The 19,499-nt window shown below is 36.2% G+C and carries 20 protein-coding genes; 1 reads left to right on the top strand and 19 read right to left on the bottom strand.

Going from position 1 to position 19,499, the window contains the following annotated elements:
- Nucleotides 1-3: 3 nt before the first annotated feature.
- The 17 genes from RN605_RS01190 to RN605_RS01270 form a co-directional block, all read right to left on the bottom strand.
- Complete coding sequence (locus RN605_RS01190; protein ID WP_313321582.1) at nucleotides 4-294, bottom strand: chaperone modulator CbpM; 291 nt, start codon at nucleotides 292-294, stop codon at nucleotides 4-6.
- A 6-nt stretch (nucleotides 295-300) separates the two neighbouring features.
- Nucleotides 301-1,197 (bottom strand): J domain-containing protein, encoded by an 897-nt coding sequence (locus RN605_RS01195; RefSeq protein ID WP_313321583.1) that lies wholly within the window; start codon nucleotides 1,195-1,197, stop codon nucleotides 301-303.
- A gap of 121 nt (nucleotides 1,198-1,318) precedes the next feature.
- Nucleotides 1,319-2,068, bottom strand: a complete 750-nt coding sequence (locus tag RN605_RS01200) for a maleate cis-trans isomerase family protein (protein WP_313321584.1) — start codon at nucleotides 2,066-2,068, stop codon at nucleotides 1,319-1,321.
- A 1-nt stretch (nucleotide 2,069) separates the two neighbouring features.
- Nucleotides 2,070-2,981: a fumarylacetoacetate hydrolase family protein gene (locus RN605_RS01205; protein ID WP_313321585.1), complete on the bottom strand. Its 912-nt coding sequence runs from the start codon at nucleotides 2,979-2,981 to the stop codon at nucleotides 2,070-2,072.
- 28 nt (nucleotides 2,982-3,009) lie between these two features.
- Nucleotides 3,010-4,116 (bottom strand): cupin domain-containing protein, encoded by a 1,107-nt coding sequence (locus RN605_RS01210; protein ID WP_313321586.1) that lies wholly within the window; start codon nucleotides 4,114-4,116, stop codon nucleotides 3,010-3,012.
- Nucleotide 4,117: 1 nt separating this feature from the next.
- Nucleotides 4,118-5,098, bottom strand: coding sequence for a carbon-nitrogen hydrolase family protein (locus tag RN605_RS01215; RefSeq protein WP_313321587.1), 981 nt, complete (start codon nucleotides 5,096-5,098; stop codon nucleotides 4,118-4,120).
- Nucleotides 5,098-5,520 (bottom strand): acyl-CoA thioesterase, encoded by a 423-nt coding sequence (locus RN605_RS01220; protein ID WP_313321588.1) that lies wholly within the window; start codon nucleotides 5,518-5,520, stop codon nucleotides 5,098-5,100. Before RN605_RS01220 ends, RN605_RS01215 begins: the two co-directional genes overlap by 1 nt.
- A 10-nt stretch (nucleotides 5,521-5,530) precedes the next feature.
- Complete coding sequence (locus tag RN605_RS01225) at nucleotides 5,531-7,111, bottom strand: FMN-binding glutamate synthase family protein (protein ID WP_313321589.1); 1,581 nt, start codon at nucleotides 7,109-7,111, stop codon at nucleotides 5,531-5,533.
- Nucleotides 7,108-8,700, bottom strand: a complete 1,593-nt coding sequence (locus RN605_RS01230; RefSeq protein ID WP_313321590.1) for an AMP-binding protein — start codon at nucleotides 8,698-8,700, stop codon at nucleotides 7,108-7,110. The genes RN605_RS01225 and RN605_RS01230 overlap by 4 nt, the downstream gene beginning before the upstream one ends.
- Before the next feature lie 5 nt (nucleotides 8,701-8,705).
- Entirely contained in the window at nucleotides 8,706-10,997 is a 2,292-nt protein-coding gene (locus RN605_RS01235; protein ID WP_313321591.1) for an oxidoreductase, read from the bottom strand.
- Between the two features lie 2 nt (nucleotides 10,998-10,999).
- The gene (locus RN605_RS01240) at nucleotides 11,000-11,458 is read right to left on the bottom strand and encodes an SRPBCC domain-containing protein (protein WP_313321592.1); all 459 of its coding nucleotides are present in this window, start codon (nucleotides 11,456-11,458) and stop codon (nucleotides 11,000-11,002) included.
- Nucleotides 11,455-12,066, bottom strand: coding sequence for a flavin reductase family protein (locus RN605_RS01245; protein WP_313321593.1), 612 nt, complete (start codon nucleotides 12,064-12,066; stop codon nucleotides 11,455-11,457). Before RN605_RS01245 ends, RN605_RS01240 begins: the two co-directional genes overlap by 4 nt.
- Before the next feature lie 98 nt (nucleotides 12,067-12,164).
- Entirely contained in the window at nucleotides 12,165-12,683 is a 519-nt protein-coding gene (locus RN605_RS01250; RefSeq protein WP_313321594.1) for a GNAT family N-acetyltransferase, read from the bottom strand.
- A 60-nt stretch (nucleotides 12,684-12,743) separates the two neighbouring features.
- Nucleotides 12,744-13,346: a VOC family protein gene (locus RN605_RS01255; protein WP_313321595.1), complete on the bottom strand. Its 603-nt coding sequence runs from the start codon at nucleotides 13,344-13,346 to the stop codon at nucleotides 12,744-12,746.
- Between the two features lie 5 nt (nucleotides 13,347-13,351).
- Nucleotides 13,352-13,846, bottom strand: coding sequence for an SRPBCC family protein (locus RN605_RS01260; RefSeq protein WP_313321596.1), 495 nt, complete (start codon nucleotides 13,844-13,846; stop codon nucleotides 13,352-13,354).
- Entirely contained in the window at nucleotides 13,839-14,162 is a 324-nt protein-coding gene (locus RN605_RS01265) for an ArsR/SmtB family transcription factor (RefSeq protein WP_313321597.1), read from the bottom strand. The genes RN605_RS01260 and RN605_RS01265 overlap by 8 nt, the downstream gene beginning before the upstream one ends.
- Nucleotides 14,163-14,302: 140 nt before the next feature.
- Nucleotides 14,303-15,229 (bottom strand): ClpXP adapter SpxH family protein, encoded by a 927-nt coding sequence (locus tag RN605_RS01270; protein ID WP_313325774.1) that lies wholly within the window; start codon nucleotides 15,227-15,229, stop codon nucleotides 14,303-14,305.
- A 163-nt stretch (nucleotides 15,230-15,392) separates the two neighbouring features.
- On the opposite strand from RN605_RS01270, the gene RN605_RS01275 reads away from it, so the two are divergent.
- On the top strand, nucleotides 15,393-15,701 hold the full coding sequence (locus RN605_RS01275; protein ID WP_313321598.1) for a winged helix-turn-helix transcriptional regulator: 309 nt from the start codon (nucleotides 15,393-15,395) through the stop codon (nucleotides 15,699-15,701).
- Nucleotides 15,702-16,263: 562 nt separating this feature from the next.
- On the opposite strand, the gene RN605_RS01280 is transcribed toward RN605_RS01275, so the two are convergent.
- Both RN605_RS01280 and clpB read right to left on the bottom strand, forming a co-directional pair.
- On the bottom strand, nucleotides 16,264-16,638 hold the full coding sequence (locus tag RN605_RS01280) for a hypothetical protein (RefSeq protein ID WP_313321599.1): 375 nt from the start codon (nucleotides 16,636-16,638) through the stop codon (nucleotides 16,264-16,266).
- A 248-nt stretch (nucleotides 16,639-16,886) separates the two neighbouring features.
- Nucleotides 16,887-19,490: an ATP-dependent chaperone ClpB gene (gene clpB / locus RN605_RS01285; protein WP_313321600.1), complete on the bottom strand. Its 2,604-nt coding sequence runs from the start codon at nucleotides 19,488-19,490 to the stop codon at nucleotides 16,887-16,889.
- Nucleotides 19,491-19,499 lie beyond the last annotated feature (9 nt).

Raw genomic sequence — 19,499 nt, forward strand, 5'->3', positions numbered from 1 at the left:
TATTTACTCATACAAATCCAGTCGATTTCTCAAATGTTTGTTGTGCTGATGTAGTTCATCAATCTTATTTAATAAATCTAAAATTATTTCTATACCTTCTTTATTGATGCTTAAATCATTATGCAATCGAATAATTTTTTCAACAGTAACTATTTGATTTTTATTTAAATACTTAACTTTATCTTTTTGAATAGTTTCAATCAAACCAAACTCTTCTAAATCCCATATTAAGCTGGTTTCAACATGATATTCTTGGCAAAATAGTTCAACTACTATTAATTCTTGTGTGTCCATATTGCTTTATTTTTGGTTTAATTGGCTCAATTCAGTGAATAAAGCTTTTTCTTTTTCAGTCAAATTCGTCGGAATCTTAATGGAATAAGTAACATATAAATCTCCAAATTGACCTTCTTTTTTATAGATTGGAAAACCTTTACCTTTCAAGCGAACTTTCGTTCCGTTTTGAGTACCGGGTAAAACTTTCAGTTTTAATTTGGAATTATAGAAGTCAGTGATAGTGATTTCTCCACCTAAAACCGCTGAGTATAGGTCCAACTCCTGATTTACATACAAATCATTGCCAACTCTTTTAAAAGGAGTATTGTTGACAATAGAAAACGTGATGTATAAATCGCCTTTCGGACCATTGTTGTAACCTTCGCCGCCATATCCTTTAATCTTGATGGTTTGTTCGTCTTCTATGCCAGCAGGAATGGTGATACGGATGCTTTTTCCGTTGACATTGAGTTCCTTTTTTTCTGTTTTTGCAGCATCTCTAATATCCATTTGAAGTTGAGCATTAAGGTCTTGACCTCGATACTTTACACTACTTCGTCTTTGACTACCAGTTGCACCTCCGCCAAACATCGAAGAAAAGAAATCTGAAAAATCATCGCCTCCAAAGTCATAGGAAGTTTGTTGTTGATTGTTGTGTTGTCTTTGCTGTTGCTGGTATTTCTCGTATTCCTCGCCATGTTCCCAATCTTTTCCATACTTATCGTATTTCTTCCTTTTTTCGGGATCACTTAACACTGCGTTTGCTTCATTCAACTGTTGGAATTTTGCATGCGCTTCTTTATCGTTTGGATTGATATCCGGATGCAGTTTACGGGCTAATTTTCGATAGGCTTTTTTGATTTCCTCATCAGATGCATTTTTTGAAACGCCTAATACTTGATAATAATCAATAAATTCCATGAGATATAATGCATTATTATTTAACGCTAATTTACGGAAAAAATAAAGGAGTTTTATCTAAAAACTCCTTTAACAATCTTTTATTTTTTGGTTGAATTAATATAATATTCAGAACTTAGTTTCAATAGTTTCCATTTAATAATTCCCCACCAATAGCAGATTTTGCTTCGATGCCTAACTTTTTCATCATTTCATAAGTGGTACAAACTGCTGCAGAAGTTACTGGAATTCCACATTCTGCCTGTATCAAATCAATAGCTTCTAATGAAGGCATTTGTACACAAGCCGAAGCTACCAAAACATCTACATCTGTTAAATCTAGTTGTTTGTAGATTTCCAATAGGTTCATTGGATTTTGAGCAGCAACTTCAAGGTTGTTAGGTATTTCAAGTGCGATACTTTCTTTTACTTTGATACCTTGATGTTCGATATAATCTACTACCATGTCTGTTAATGGTCGCATATAAGGCGTGATGATTGAAATTTGTTTAGCTCCTAAAACTTTCAATCCGTTAATCAAAGCACCAGCTGAAGTGACAATTGGAGTAGGGAAGTCATTAGCTACGGTTTCCTGATGTAAATTTACTTCCGATACACAATGATAACCTCTTCCCATGCTCATGATGGCAACCAAACAAGCATAACCCATTACATCTACATGGGCATCTGATAATTCCTGAGCACATTTTAAACTCATGGCATCCATGGCTTCCAGTTCTTCTTTGGTTACTTTTTTCATACGCATTCTACTGCTGTGAAAAGTAAATCGTTCAGGCAAAATAGTTTCCCTTGAACGAAAGATTGCGGGTATTTCGGTTTCCATCGTAACATTAGATGATGGAACAATTTGTCCTATTCTGTATTTTTTCATTTTAAATCTCTTTAACGGTATTCACAATTGTTCCAATTCCTTCCACTGTTGCTTCGATAACATCTCCATCATATAACCATTCTTGTGGACTTCTTCCTGCACCAACGCCAGCTGGAGTTCCCGTTGCAATGATATCGCCAGGTTCTATGGTGAAAACAGTGCTTAAATCTTCTATTAAATCATTGATGTTGAATAGCATGTATTTAGTATTGGAATTTTGTTTTTCAACGCCATTAACTTTTAACGATAAATTCAAGTTATGTGGATTTTCGATTTCGTCTTTTGTTACTAAAATTGGTCCCATTGGTGCAAATGTATCTTGTCCTTTGGAAACAATCCATTGTCCTTCACGACGGCAATCACGAGCAGAAATATCATTGATAACCGTATAGCCAAATACATAATCCATAGCCTCAGTTTTTGGAACGTATTTTCCTTTTTTACCAATTACAACGGCTAATTCGCATTCCCAATCTAATTGTTGGGTTAGTTTGTTGTTTTTTAAAACATTGGTATTAGTAGCAGTTACTGTTGTTGGCGGTTTTGAAAAGATGATTGGTTTTTGAGGTAATTTACCTGTTGTATCTAGAGTTCTGGCACTTTCAGCTACATGTTCTGTATAATTTAAACCAATACCGATAATATTTTTTCTTGGCTTAGGAATTGGCGCAAGAAACGTCACTTCATCCATTTCATAAGCTATTTCTTTGAAGAAAGCAGGTTCGGTTTCGGCAACCATATCATTGAGTTCTTCAACTATTTCCATTCCCATATCAATTAAATCGAGCATTTTGTCTGGCAAGGGGAAATTTGATATTTCGCCAAAGTCTTCCATGTCGATAATTTGATTGTTATGTATAAATCCCAGTCGTGGTTCGTTGTTTCCTTTTAATGTATAGGTTAGTAGTTTCATTGTTTTGTTTTAATCTTTCTTCTTGTTTTTAAATTGATTGATGTCCGTTATTTTCGGTATAATTTTTTTCCTGATACAACCCTAATTTTTCGATAGTAGGTAAATCGTTAAAGGAAAACAAACATGCATCTTCACTCTCTGACGCATTATGATGTTCGTGCCAAGCCCAACTTGGAACACAGAATATATCGCGTTCTTTCCAGTCAAAACGTTGTCCGTTGATGATAGAGTAACCTTTTCCTTTTGCACACTGGTACACAAATGAACCCGTATGTTTGTGTGCTTTTCCTTTGAAGCCTGCAGGTAATAATTGCATGCTTGCACCCATAGTCTGCATTACATGACCACCAGTTAATGGGTTGGAATACTGCATCATAATTCCATCTATTGGATTTATAGGTTTAACTTTTAAAGTTTCCAATAAAGTTGGGTATACTTCTTTCCAAGAATATTTGAATAGTGGCGAATATGGTTTTTCCCAAGTCACATCTGCAGGAATTAATCCTGCACAACCATAAGCCAAAGGTGAATAATTGATTTCTTGTTCCAATGGTTGCTTTCCATCAAAAACTGCGTAATCATTTGCTTCTAAAGCATTCACTAATGGAATATCCAAACCATCTTGCCAAATACACATTTTCCCGTTAGCATCAACACCATGTTCATGCCATGTTGAATTTGGTGTAATCACAAAATCATTTACTTCAAACATGATTTTATTACCATCAACAACAGTATATCCGCCTTCGCCTTCCATGATGAAACGCAATGCCGAAGCTTTGTGTCTGTGAGCCGAAGTGCTTTCACCTGGGCGTGTTACTTGAATTCCTGTATATAACCAGCCTACAGCTGCCGAGACATCTTTTCGTTTGTCGTTTACTAGGTAAACCACGCGTCTTCCTGCTTGCTCAGGAGTTACTAACTCGGATGATTTAACCACCAATTCGCGTAAATCATCATATTTCCAAAGCATTGGTACTGATGAACTTCTTGGTTCCCATGGTTCAATATCATTGGCAACCGTCCATAAAGCTCCTGCGCCAAGTGTTTCCAGCTCTTTGTAATAAGCGATCAGTTCAGGTGAATCTTGAACTCTTGCTCTGCCATATTGATCGTCTGAATGGTTTTCGTTCATGTTACTTTTTATTAAATTCTTCGTGATTGTCTATAAAGGTAATCTTTCTTGTAGGAGCAGTGTTTACTCGTAAATCAAAAATGTCAAAACGGTTATAATGCCCTAATATATCGTGCATTTGTTTAGGCTGAATGCATTTTTCTAAATCAATATCTGCGTAAATAATGCCTTCGTCATCAATTAAAGGTTTACCAATTACAGCACCATTTGGGCCGATAAATCCAGAGAAAGCAGAATTTTTACGTGTCAATAATTCTTCCACATTGGGCACATCATCTTTCATGGCTTTCATGATTTCTTTTGAAATGGTTGAACACGAAACAATAGTGAATAGTTTGCCTTCAAAAGAATGGGCTGCAGCTCTAATTTTTATTGCTTCCGCCATGTTATAATCTGGTGGTGCCACCGGAAGTGAAATGTAATTGGCAATATGTATTAATTCGCCTTGCGATAACAACGTGAAACGCGCTAATGTATTGGTATTTTCTCCACAAGCCAATGTTCCAATTGGACCAATTTCGGTATCATATACTTTCAAAGACGAACCATCACCTGAAGTCCAAGTGAGTTTTTCTGCCCAGGTTGGCACCAGTTTTCTGTGTTTTCCAATGAGTTCTCCTTTGTTATTGATGATTAGATTGGTGTTGTAAATTTCACCATAACTGTTGCCACGTTCGTTGATTCCGATAACGACATGAATGTTATAATCTTTTGCTGCTTGATATAGAGATTGCATAGCTGCATCGTTTACAGCTACAGCGTTTTTATATAATTGCTCATACCATTTACTACCTTGAACAGGTGTCATTATCCAATTCCAATACGGATAGCCTGCTACAAAAACTTCTGGAAACGCAATTAATTGTGCTCCATTTTCACTAGCTTCTTTGATGAATGAAATCGCTTTATCAATTGTCTTCTCTACATTAAGAAAAACAGGTGATGTTTGTACGGTTGCGGCTTTGAATTTTTTGAAGTCCATTAGATTGTATATTTTTCAATTCTACTTTTCATTTCCTCATTAAAAGCTTCTGCTTTAATTGTTTTTCTGTCTTCTTCAATTTTTACGTTTACTAGAGTGACTTCACCTTCAAGTACTGTTTTGTTTTCTTGGTTAACATATTGAAATCCACATAGTATTGATGAGGTTTTCAATTCTTTAACCCATAGTTTTTTAGTTAGTGTTTCCCCTAAACGCGCTGGGTTTTTAAATTGCACTTTCAAATCTACTGTTGGAATTCCGTTGGTTTCATGCATTTTAGAAAAAGGTCTTTGTAATGCTTCTTCAAACCAATCTTCTACCAAGTCATTCAGCATTTCTAGAAAACGAGGATAGAAAACGATACCAGCGTAATCAATATGTTTAAAGCGTATTTTTTCTTGTTTTATAAAAGGTTGGTTCATTGTTTTAATGTTAAAATTTATCAACGCTAGCTTTCTTCCAAAAGTACAAAAAATCTTTGGGAACGGTAGCTTCTTGAAGCATGCATCCTGTTTCCAGTTCTGGGAACGTTTGTGCAAATGTTTCTACTTTGTTTCGGTCTATTCTTGTGGTTACCATTTCTCGGGTTACATCATCGGGATGTGCCAATCCTGCTGACGACATTAAATCGACCGCACTTTTTACGGTTTCGTGTTGAAAACGCGCTACACGAACACTTTTTTCTTCGGGTACCAAACCTTTCATTAAATCAGGATTTTGAGTTGCCACTCCAGTTGGACAAGTATTTGCATGACATTCTAAAGCTTGTATGCAACCTAGGGCAAACATCATCCCGCGAGCTGAATTGCATAAATCAGCACCTAAAGATAGATTTCTAATAATGTCGAAACCAGTTATTACTTTTCCACTAGCAATAATTTTAATTTGGTCTTTAATATCAAATCCATTTAAGCAATCATAAACAAAAGCAACGGCATCGCGCAACGGCATGCCAACATGGTCTGAATATTCTTGAGGTGCAGCTCCAGTTCCGCCTTCGCCACCATCAACTGTAATGAAGTCAAAATAGGTTTTGGTTTCAGTCATAGCTTTACAGATGGAAATGAATTCAGATTTATTACCAATGCAAATTTTCATCCCAATAGGTTTTCCACCCGAGCCATTGCGAAGCAATTTTATGAACTCCATTAACTCTAAAGGAGTTTTGAAAGCAGAATGTGCTGGTGGAGAAATGATATCGTGTCCTTTTGAAACCAATCTAATTGCTGCAATTTCATCGGTTACTTTTTCTTTGGGTAAAATTCCACCATGACCAGGTTTTGCACCTTGAGAGAATTTAATCTCAATCATTTTCACGTTGTCTAAAGTGGCTCTTTTGGTAAATTCATCAAAACAAAATGTTCCGTCTTGATTGCGGCAACTAAAATATCCTGTTCCTATATTCCAAACCACATCTCCGCCTTGCAAATGATAAGGTGATAATCCACCTTCGCCTGTATTGTGATAAAAACCACCTTGTTTTGCTCCGTTATTTAAGGCGATGATGGCATTTTTGCTCAAAGAACCAAAACTCATCGCACTGATGTTGAACAAGCTGGCATCATAAGGTTTCTCGCATTGACTTGAACCTATTCGAACTCTTGGATTTTCATTGGTTTTTGAAAAAGAGATTGCGTTAATACTATGATTAATCCATTCATAACCATCTTTGTAAACATCTAATTGTGTTCCGAAAGGCATAGAATCGGGTTCTTTTTTACTTCGTTGGTAAACAATATCTCTTTGTAATCGGTTAAATGGTTTTCCGTCTAAATCAGTTTCAATAAAATATTGTCTTATTTCTGGTCCAAGACTTTCTAATAAATAACGCATTCTGCCCAAGAGAGGAAAGTTTCTGCGAATAGTTTTTTTGGATTGAAACATATCGTATAATCCCATCAGAATTAATGGAACAAAAATCATAAGCAAGAAACTGAATTTCCAGTTTACATAGATTAAGAGTCCAGTAATGCATAAAATGGTAAAACTTATGACCAGAAATGCTTTTCTCATGATTTTAATTTAAAACGTTGAATTTTTCCGGTTTCGGTTTTGGGTAATGCTTCTACAAAGTAGAGTAGCCTTGGGTATTTATAAGGAGCAGCGTTTACTTTAAACCAATCCTGCATTTCTTTTGCTAACTGATTTGAAGCTTGGTTGTAGTCTTTTAGTACAACATATGCGGTAACAATCATTCCTCGTTCTTCATCGGGTAAACCTACAACCGCACATTCTAAAACGTGTTCATGTGTTAACAAAACACTTTCAACTTCAATGGCGGCAATGTTGTAACCTGATGAAATAATCATGTCGTCACCACGAGCCACAAAGTAGAAATAACCTTCTTCATCTTGCCTGAAAATATCGCCAGTGATGTTCCAACCGTTTTCTACATATTCTTTTTGTTTTTCAATACGGTTTAAATATTTACAACCCGTTATACCACGAACAGCCAATCTCCCAGGTTCATTTCTTGCTACTTCATTTCCATCGACATCAATAATCTTGGCTTCATATCCTGTAATGGCTACACCTGTAGCGCCAGGTTTCATGTTTTGTTCGTTTGAGGAAATAAAAATATGTAACATTTCGGTAGCGCCAATACCATCAATTATTTTTAAACCTGTGGTTTCATACCAATCGTTCCAAACTTGTAACGGCAATGTTTCGCCAGCCGAGACACATTTGCGTAAGCTTGAAATGTTGTATTCGTTAAGTTTAGTTGTTAAAATGCGCCAAGCCGTTGGTGCGGTAAAGCAAATGGAGACTTTATGTTCGTCTATGGCTTTTAGTAATAAATCAGGACTTGGTTTTTCGATTAAAAAGGTAGAAGCACCAAAATACATCGGGAATAAAACCAATCCGCCCAATCCAAACGTAAAACCTATTGGCGGACTTCCGATGAAAATATCATCTTGTGTTGGTTGTAATGAGTATTGCGGAAAGGCTTCGCAAATGTTTAAAATGTCTTTGTGGTAATGCGAAGTCATTTTAGGCAAACCTGTCGTTCCTGAAGTGAAACCTATTAAAGCAACGCTATCAGCTTTGGAATGAAAATTACTGAATGTCTTTGGTTTAGATTGCATTAACACTTCCAAATCTCCGTTGCGATAGAAACTTGTTTTTTTCAGAAATGGTGATTTCACAGCATTCATTTCTTCCTTCAATTCGCTATCACAAAGTGCTATGGAAATTTCGGCGCAATCGATAATTGTGGTTAATTCTTTTGAGCGAAGTAACGGCATTGTTGCCACAACAATTCCTCCAGCTTTTAAAACGGCGTACCAACAAGCGACCATCATAGGGTTGTTAGCAGAACGTAATAAAACTCTATTTCCAGAAACCAATCCTAAATCATCTACAAGCACATGGGCTATCTGGTTAGCTTTTTCAAACAAATCTTGATATGTCCAAGTTTCTTCAAAAGAGCGAATGCATACGTTGTTTCCACGACCTTCTTTGATGTGATTGTCCAACAATTTATCGACACAGTTCAATAGCTCAGGATGACTGAATTGTGGTAAATCGAGAAAAACATAATCAGGTTGCAAGTCTAAGCTTGGCAGGCTATTGTGTGCAAAGTTATCTGTGTAATGTTTCATTTTAATTACTTCTTATTGCTCTTTGGTTTTAATGCTTTTTTCATGCTTTCAACAGCTTTTCGTTCACCAGCTTGATATGGATAGGAATGCATCACACCCATTTTGTATTGTTTCGGAATGTCGTTAGGTTCAAAACCTTCATAGGCTTGAGCATTTCTAACAAAACTGGCATCCAGTAATAATGGTTTTCCTAAAGCGACTAAATCGGCTCTGCCGTTTAATAATATGGTATTGATTTGGTCAATATCCTGAATGCTTCCTGTTGTAATAGTTGGGATATGAACCGAGTTTCGAACCATATCCGAAAAAGGTGTTTGCCACATTCTTCCAGTTTGTGGTTGTTGGTTTGGTACGGTGTTTCCAGTAGAAATATTGATTACATCTGCACCTGCATTCTTGAAAGCTGTTGTTAGTGTAATTACATCTTCTTCAATAATGCCGTTTTCAGCCCAATCGGTTACGGATAATCTAACCGACATGGGTTTGTTTTGAGGAAACGCTTTTCGCATTTCACTGAATACTCGCAACGGGAATTTCATTCTATTTTCAATGCTTCCGCCAAACTCATCTGTTCTGGTGTTGGTTAATGGCGATAGGAACGAAGCTAACAAAAAACCATGATGTGCCTGAAGTTCTATTAAATCAAAACCTGCTTCGTTGGCATTTTTGGTAGCCTGAACAAATTGAGCTGTTACTTCATCCATGTCATCCATAGTCATGGCTTTTGGTGTAGCCGAGTTTTCATTAAACGGAATAGCCGAAGCCGAAATCAATTCCCAAGATGTTCCGTTGAATTGGTCTTCCCATGGAATTTTCGACATTCCTTTTCTACCCGAATGACCCAATTGAATTCCGATTTTGCAGGCACAGTTTTGATGCACAAAATCAGTTATTCTTTTCCAAGCGTTGGTTTGAGCGTCAGTATAAATTCCTGCACAGCCAGTTGTGATGCGACCCGTTTCTGAAACTGCGGTCATTTCGGTTATAATTAATCCCAAACCAGCAATAGCTCTGCTGGTATAATGTTGAAAATGCCAATCGTTTACCAAACCATCCGTAGCCGAATATTGCCCCATTGGACTCATTACGATTCGGTTTTGTAACTCTAAGTTGCCTAGTTTATAAGTAGCAAAAGCGGCAGGTTGACTCTTGTTTTCAACAGTATTGTTTGTATTGAATTCCTCCAACACTTTATCAGTAAATGATTTATCGCGAATGCGAAGGTTTTCATAGGTTACTTTTTTAGAACGCGTCATGCAGCCAAATGCAAATTGCTGAAACGAATGCTGCATGTGTCGGTCCATGTTTTCAAACCAATCTAGTGAAACATTGGCAGCATATTGAATCATTTCTACACGTTTTCTCCGTGCTTTTTCATAGTCTTCAAAGGCTGCTTTGGTATCGAAAGGATGTGCTACAATTGCATCTGATAAAGCAATGGCACATTCCATAGCGAGTTTGGTTCCTGAACCGATAGAGTAGTGTGCAGTGGCTTTTGCATCGCCTAAAAGAACAATGTTGTCTTTATGCCAATTATCGTTAGTAACATGAGGAAACTGACGCCAATGTGATTTATTGGTGATTAAATTATGACCGTCTAATTCTATTTTAAAAAGTTCTTCTAGTTTTTGAGTAGTATCAGTTTCATCAAAAGTATCAAAGCCAAAGTTTTGCCAAGTTTGTTCGCTACACTCAAAAATCCAAGTGCTCATGCCAGCTTCGTATTGATAGGTATGCGCGGCAACTGTTCCATGAGGTGTTTGTTTGAAGAAATAAGTAAAGGCTTCTAAAGGTTTAGTAGAACCCATCCAAACAAATTTGTTCTTTTTCAAAATTACTTTAGTTCCGAATTCGGGTTCAAACTGGCTTCTTATTTGGCTTGAAATACCATCACAGGCTACGATGATGTTACTGTCTTTAAATTGACTGATGTCGTCAATGTTTTGTTCGAAATGAAGGTTAACGCCTTCTTCCTCGCAACGCTGGTGTAATAACTGCAACAGTTTTTTACGCGAGCAACCACAAAACCCATTACCCGCAATTGAAACACGTTCGCCATCGCGGTCAATAATGATATCATCCCAATAGGCAAAGTTGCTTCTGATTAATTCATAGGAAGGCAAGTCGCGCATCAAGAATTCACTCAGGGTTTCATCTGAAAAAACAACACCGAACCCAAAACTATCATCAGGACGATTGCGTTCGTAAACGTCAATCTGACAATCGGGCATTGCTTTTTTGGTTAGTATCGAAAAATACAAACCTCCAGGTCCGCCGCCAATAACTGATATTTTCATAATTATTTTTTCATAAAGTCAAAGGAACCTTTTCTGAGGTTGATTCCGTATTCAAGATATGCTTTAAGGCAGGCTAAAAAGTTAGACCATCCAAAAGAGTTGCCGCTCAGCCATTTTAATCCTTTTTCATTATTTGGATGGCTTTTTTCGGTTATGGTTACCAAGGTTATGGTGTCATGATTGAGTGCTTCGAGTTTTATTTCAACCAGTAATTCCATGTCATCAACAGGCCAGTAATAGGAAATGTATCGGTTTTTTTCGATTTTACCTACTCGAATAGGACATCTAAAATCAAATTCAGGCCATTTCCATATTAATTCTTTGCCTTCTTCCATTGTTCCAGTACTTTCGGAAATAAAGTATTGGATCATGTGCTCAGGATTGACAATGGCTTCAAAAACTTCGGCAGTTGGTTTGCCTACTTGCATAGCAGCTTTTATTTCTAAAACGTCTGTATTCATGTTGCTCGTTTAATTGAAAAAAGTTCACCCAAAGTTCCATAAAAAGAACCTGCCAAGCGCGCTACGGGTTGATAAACTTCCATGTTTATATGATTGTTTTCTGTGAGTATGGCATCATCAATGTGAATCATTTTTATTTCACCAATTACTACACATGCTGTTTCATTTCCGTTTTTGTCTTTGATGAAATGATGGTGCACCATTTCGCATTCAAAGTTTACTTTGCTTTCTTTTACACGTTTAGGCGCAATTAAAAGAGAATCAACAGGCGTAACACCTGCCAATTGAAATTCATCAACATTTGGTGCTACAGGCGCCGAAGTAGTGTTCATTTGTTCTGCAATGTCTACGCTTACCAAATTGGCCACAAACTGCCCCGTTTTTAAAACATTGTTGAGCGTATCTTTATTTTGGTTGTTGTCTCTTCGAGTTGAAAACATGACACACGGCGGTTCACTAGATACCATGTTGAAGTAGGAGAAAGGAGCAAGGTTGTTAATGCCATTTTCGTCAACAGTTGAAATCCAGCCGATTGGTCTTGGAATTACAGTTCCTGTTAATAGTTTGTAAAGTGTTGAATTATCAACCACTTCGGGGTTAAAGGTCATAGAAATTGATTTTCTGCCAAATTACTAAAAATTATAAAAAGGCTCAATCGTTTTCGTGATTTTTTGTTTTTAGATATTTATGGTTTGTTGTTTATAGTTTATAGTTTCATTTTCATCATTATATCTGTTTGTTCGTCGTTACCTAATTTGAAAATATGTTTGTCGAATTCGACAAAACCGTTTTTCTTGTAAAAGTTTATAGCTCTTGGGTTTTCTTCCCAAACGCCTAGCCAAACATATTCTGAACCTTTTTGTTTTGCAACTTCAATTGCTTTGTCATAGAGTAGTTGCCCGACGCTTTTTCCGTGAAACTCTTTGGAAACATAAATTCTTTCAATCTCTAGTGCTTTGTTGTCTTTCAATTCGGTTTGTGATTCTCCAAAATTTATTTTTAAATATCCAATTACTTCTTTTTCCAGTGTTGCAAAATAGAATTCAGAATCTTTATTGTTTAACTCTGCTGTTAGTTTTTCTTTTGAAAAACCTTCTTCCAAATAGGTTTTCATATTTTCTTCTGAATTAGATTCTGAAAACGTTTCTTTAAAAGTTTGTCTGCCAATTTTTTGTAATTGTTCTAAATCTGAAATGCTTATTTTATGGATTTTGATGTTTGACATTTTGCAAAAATTAGTTTAATTGCTTGGAGTAAAAGAATAATCAAAAGGAAAAAAGTTTAATTACTTCAACTCTGAAAGGATTAACTTTTTCTGTTTGAAAGTGTTTTTCATGGCTTTTTCTCTTACTGCTGCATCTTTGCTGTTGATGAGGTCGAAATATTCGACAGGAACTACTTGCCATGACAAACCGTATTTGTCTTTACACCAACCACAAGAACTTTCCTGTCCGCCATTTTTGGTCAGTGCATCCCAGTAGTAGTCTACTTCTGCTTGGTCTTTACAATTGATGACTATTGAAATGGCTTCGTTGAATTTAAACATCGGTCCTGCAGCAAGAATAGAAAATTCTACACCTGCAATTTCAATTACTGCCGTATCAAAGCTACTGTCAACTCCGCTTTCTGGTGGGTTTTGGTATTGGTGGTATTCTTTTAGTTTGCCATCCTTAAAGATAGAAAGGTAGTATTCGGCTACTGCTTTTGCATCTTTTTCAACCCACAGACAAGGTGTTATTTTCTGTGGAATATTGTTTTTTTCAGTATCATTCATAACGTTGGTTTGATTAATGGTGTTTTCGGTTTTGTCTTTCTGATTGGAATTGGTGCAGGAAATGGTTAAACCAAGAACAAGCACTACTGCAAAGATAAATTTACTTGTTTTCATATTCGTTATTTTTTTAAGTTGCTCAATAATTCGCTTAAATAGGTTAATGTCATAGTGAAACCTTCTTTGAAGCCCATTTCAATCATTCTTTGCATGCGTTCTATAGAGTCGTTTTTGATAGTGATGCTCACTTTTGTAATTCCATTTTGTTCACTAAAATTCAAATCCCAGTCAGAACCTGGTAAGTTCGGGTTTTCATCTTTATCGGCAAAAACACTAAAGAATTTAAAATTCGTTTTGGGAGTAATGGATTTATACTCTTGAAGCTGCCACATTTCGTTTCCTTCAGGGCTAACCATGGCATAAAATCTTCGTCCGCCAACTTTAAATTCCATGGCTTTTGTTCTCGATTCATAAGGTTTTGGTGCCCACCATTGGTCAAGAATTTCTTGTTTGGTAAATGCATCCCAAACTAATGAAAGTGCAGCGTCAAATTCGCGCTCCACTACTACAGTGCCGGTTGATTGGTCAACCTTGAAGTCAAATAGTAAATTATTCATTTTTATCTTTTTTAATTGTTGCTAATACATCATCCAATTGGTTGAATTTGGTTTCCCAAATTGTTCTGAATTGTTCTATCCACTTGTCAATTTCTTTCATTTTATCAATTTCGAGTGAGTAGTATATCTCGCGTCCTTTTTGTTCCTGTTTCACCAGGTCGCATTCGGTTAGGATACGTAAGTGTTTGGACACTGCCTGTCTTGTTGAATTAAAATTATCGGCAATAGCATTGGGTGTCATTGCCTGTGTTGCGATTAAGGTGATGATTACTCGTCTTGTTGGGTCTGCAATGGCCTGAAAAATATCTCTACGCATTAGTTGTTTTAAATTTATGAAACAATTTGGTTGCAAATATATGTGCAACTTTTCGGTTTCGCAAATTTATTTTACTGATTGTTGATAAGTTACGAGAGATTATCGATTGGAAATGGTTGAGTTTTGTTGTTAAAAGGTACTTATCGGGTACTGTTTTTTAACATCCAAATGGAACCGTTTTTTGTGGTTAATTTTTCTAGATTTCCTTTTATAGTTAAGTCGTTTAATATTTTTTCGCTTTCGTTTCTTGGAGTTTCTGATAATTCGGAGAACTCTTTTGCGGTTAGCGAATGGTGTTTAGCAAACAATGATGCCCAGGTTTTATTGTAGTTGGTTTTAGACGCTTCAGGATAAAGTTTGATTAGTGCATTTTCGAATGCTGTGTAGGGTTTTGAACCATATACCATTTCGGTATTGCCCGATGCGTTTGTAAAGAACATCGTTGGAAAACCTCTTACACCTAGTTGTCTTCCGAGGTTTAAATCTTCATTAAAAAGTTCTTTGGCTTTTCCTTCATAATCGGTTTTGAATTTTTCTGTGTTAAGTCCAACATTCTTTGCAGCCAGTTCTAAATACTCCCATTTGGTTATATTCTTTTTTTGAAGAAAAACCATTTCTCTTATTTCACGAAGAAACAAAATAGCTTTTTCCTGGTTTTGCATTTGAGCTGCTTTAAAAGCAATTGAAGGCGGATAGGACGAAGGCAAAGGATCTTCGAGCCAAACGTTGCCATCTATAGGCATATCGTAGTAAATGCTTACTTTATCCCAATGATGAGCAACATCTGAAGGTTTGCTGATGCCACCACTGTTATAACTCCAATCGGGAAGCAAACCGCCCATTCTGTATTCGATTTCTATGTTGTTTCCATATTCTGATTTCAGCTTTCGCAGTTGTGGTTCGATACCCCAACATGAAGAACAAATTGGGTCGGTATAGTAAATTATTTTTACTGGTTTTTTTTCTGATTTTTCAATGTTGCTTTCTGTTGCTGTGGATTTGTCTGAAGGGATTTCGCAAATGCCGCTTTCTGGATTGCATAGTAAAGGATTATTTTGTTCCTGCATGTTTTCTTTTTTTTGAGATTGGCAACCTGTGGTGCTTATTGCAAATAATGTGATTAAAATAAGATGAGTTAAATTCATTTTTTTGAAAAGCTACTTCAACCATTTGGTTAACTTTGCGCAAAGTTGAGAACTTAAAAACAACTATGCAATAAGTCAGAAATTCATGACTACTAAAAAAGACACTGTTGATAGCCAAACTTGTCCTGCACAAGGACTTTTAAAATTACTGTCAGGGAAATGGAAACCCGAAATTTTTCGTTTGGCAGTAGAAGGACCTTTGCGGTTCAGTAGTTTGTTGCGTCAAATAGAAGGTTCCAACAAGCAGACGTTGTCTGTTGCTTTAAAAGAGCTGGAAGAAGTTGGCATGTTAGAAAAAGTGGTTATCCGACAAAAGCCTTTGCATATTGAATACAATCTTACCGAAAAAGGAATGTCGTTAGTGCCTGTTTTTAAACAATTGGAGAGTTTTTGATAGTATTGATTAGGGAAAAAGACAAATAAGTTATTGTTTATAATCTCTAAGCAGTGGACTTTTACTTCTGAGGATTTGAATTTATTGAGAACCACTTTGTTAGGTTTCCAACGAAATGACAAAGTGTGTGGATAATGATTGTTGAGATTGCAATACTTTGCTTGCAATGACAAAAACAGGAGAAAACGTTTTGAATTACATGATTGACGTTTGTAAATACATGCCCTAGGTTTACAAATACATGCCTTGCGTTTGCAATTACACACCTTACGTTTGCAATTACACACCTTACGTTTGCAATTACATGCCTTACGTTTGCAATTACATGGGTGACATTTGCAATTACATGCCTGTACGTTTTGATTACATGCCTGTACGTTTCAATTACATGGGTTAACGTTTCGATTACACGCTTGTACGTTTCAATTACATAGGTTAACGTTTCAATTACACGCCTGTACGTTTCAATTACATGGGTTAACGTTTCGATTACACGCCTGTACGTTTGGATTACACAGCTGTTCTTGTATATTACATTGTTGGATTATTAAAAGTAGCTAATTTACATACCATCACCTCCAAAACTGAAATCGGGCGTCCAAGATGCAGCTGCAATAACAACAACTATAATAACAGGAAAAGCAATTAATACAATAGTGCTTATAGTAGAATTTTTTTTATCATACTTATGTATAGAAGCAATTTTTGTGGTATCTAAAGCGGTCTTTTTAAATGTTTTATTAACCTTGTTTAAGCCATAATAAACGCTGTCTACCTTTTCAATTTGGTCAAACTTTAATTTGGTTTTTGAAGTTGTTTTAACCGCTACTTTGTCTTTAGTAAGCACTGCGGTATCAATTGAAATAGATTCTTGTTTATAAACAGCACAACTTTCTAGCATAATCGGCAGTGCCAATAAACCACAGATTACTTTCATTTTTAGATTTTTTGCTTTCATGATTCTAATATTTATATAGTTAGGCATCATAGCAAAAGAGGTACATAAAGGTATATTAAATTTTGTTTCGTTAAACAAAAAACAATTACTTTTTTAAGTGTATTTGTTTGAAAAATAAAAGGTTATGTGATTGTGTTCATAAGTCTGATGGTATAAGACGAAAAAAACCTAACAAGCTTTTACACTCATTAGGTTTTCCATCAAATCAATCAACCAATTATTAGGAGTTATTCAACCATTTCCGTTTGATTTCTAAAAACCAGTTTACCATCAAAACTATCCAAAAGGATAATGCTATCAGTAGTAATGTTTCCTGCCAATATTTCTTTACTCAATTGGTTTAAAACCTCACGTTGAATCACGCGTTTTACAGGTCTTGCTCCAAAGTGTGGGTCATATCCTTTCATCGCCAAATAATCTATAGCTTCTGGAGTAGCATCCATAGTGATGTTTTGTTGTGCCAACATTTTTGTCACACTATGCAATTGTAACCCAACAATTTCGAGTATGTTTTCATTGCTTAACGGAGTAAACATTACAATTTCATCAATACGATTGATAAACTCAGGTCTAACCGTTTGTTTTAATAAGCCCAACACTTCTACTTTAGCAGCTTCAGTGGCAGCTTCAACAGAACCTTTGAGGTTTTCAAACTTTTCTTGTATAATATGACTTCCCATATTAGACGTCATGATGATGATAGTGTTTTTAAAGTCGGCAACTCTACCTTTATTATCCGTTAATCTTCCTTCGTCTAAAACTTGCAGTAAGATATTAAATGTATCAGGATGTGCTTTTTCAATTTCATCCAAAAGCACTACGCTATATGGTTTTCTTCTGACAGCTTCGGTCAATTGTCCGCCTTCATCATAGCCAACATAGCCTGGAGGAGCACCAACCAATCTGCTCACACTGTGGCGTTCCTGATATTCACTCATATCAATACGCGTCATGGCGTTTTCATCATCAAATAAGTATTCGGCCAATGCTTTTGCAAGCTCCGTTTTACCGACACCTGTTGTTCCTAAGAATAAGAACGAACCAATTGGCTTCTTGACATCCTGTAATCCTGCACGGCTTCTGCGAACCGCATCACTAATTGCTTCTATGGCTTCTTCCTGACCAATTACTCTTTTGTGCAATTCATCTTCCAGGCGTAATAACTTTTCACGTTCGCCTTGAAGCATTTTCATCACCGGAACACCTGTCCATTTAGCAACAACTTCGGCAATGTCTTCTCGTGTTACTTCTTCTTTTATTAAAGAAGTTCCCGCTTGATTTTCTGCCAATTGTTTTTGATAAACATCCAGTTGTTCTTGCGCTTCTTTTATTTTTCCGTAACGCAATTCGGCTACCTTACCATAGTCACCATTACGTTCGGCTTGTTCGGCTTCTAGTTTAAAATCTTCAATTTGTTGTTTTACATTTTGAATATTGTCAACAACATCTTTCTCTGATTTCCATTTGGCAAAAATCTCGTTGCGTTCTTCTTTCAGATTAGCCAAATCTAATCCTAATCCTTTTAGTTTCGTTTCATCATTTTCACGTTTAATAGCTTCAATCTCAATTTCCAACTGCATTATCTTTCTATCCAAAACATCCAATTCTTCGGGTTTTGAATTGATTTCCATTCTAAGTTTTGAAGCCGCTTCGTCCATCAAGTCAATAGCTTTATCCGGAAGAAAACGATTTGTAATATAGCGTTGTGATAATTCAACTGCGGCAATAATAGCATCGTCTTTAATACGCACTTTATGATGCGTTTCATATTTTTCTTTGATACCACGAAGTATTGAAATAGCACTTTCGGTATCGGGTTCATCAATCATTACTTTTTGAAAACGTCTTTCAAGTGCTTTGTCTTTTTCAAAATACTTTTGATATTCGTCTAAAGTGGTTGCACCTATGGCACGTAGTTCGCCACGAGCCAAAGCAGGCTTTAAAATGTTAGCAGCATCCATGGCACCTTCGCCACCGCCAGCACCAACAAGCGTGTGAATTTCATCAATAAATAAGACAATATCACCTTCAGCAGAAGTAACTTCTTTCACCACTGATTTTAATCGTTCTTCAAATTCTCCTTTATACTTTGCACCAGCAATCAATGCACCCATATCTAAGGAATAAACAATTTTGTCTTTCAGATTTTCTGGAACGTCACCATCTACAATTCTATGTGCCAAACCTTCGGCAATGGCCGTTTTACCAACTCCAGGTTCACCTACCAGCATCGGGTTGTTTTTAGTTCTTCGAGTTAATATTTGCAACACTCTGCGAATTTCTTCATCACGACCAATAACTGGGTCTAATTTTCCTGTTCGGGCTAATTCATTGAGGTTTTTAGCATATTTGTTTAAAGAATTGTAATTGTCTTCCGCAGATGCAGAAGTAACTCGTTCGCCTTTACGCAATTCAGTAATGGCACTTTCTAATCCTTTTTCGGTTACACCTTGGTCTTTTAGAATTTGAGCCACTTTACTTTTTGATTTAAATATGGCTAGTAGTAAATGTTCAATCGAAGTATATTCGTCGTTCATTTTTTTAGCAATGATGTTTGCTTCATTAATTGTGTTGGCTGCTTCACGCGACATCATGATTTCGCTGCCTTGTGATTTTGCAAAGCTTTGAATAGTGCTGTCCAATACTTTTTTGAATAGTTCAACATTTACATTTAATTTTTTCAATATAAATGGTGTCACGTTTTCATCCACTTCAAGAATGGCTTTCATGATGTGCTCATTCTCCAATTGTGGATTACTATTTTCTTGTGCAATCTGCTGTGCGAGTTGCAAAGCTTCCTGCGATTTAATGGTTAAATTTTTTAAGTTCATCTATTTTTT

Origin of the sequence: Flavobacterium sp. PMTSA4, from assembly GCF_032098525.1 — a bacterium.
Taxonomy (GTDB): Bacteria; Bacteroidota; Bacteroidia; order Flavobacteriales; family Flavobacteriaceae; genus Flavobacterium; species Flavobacterium capsici.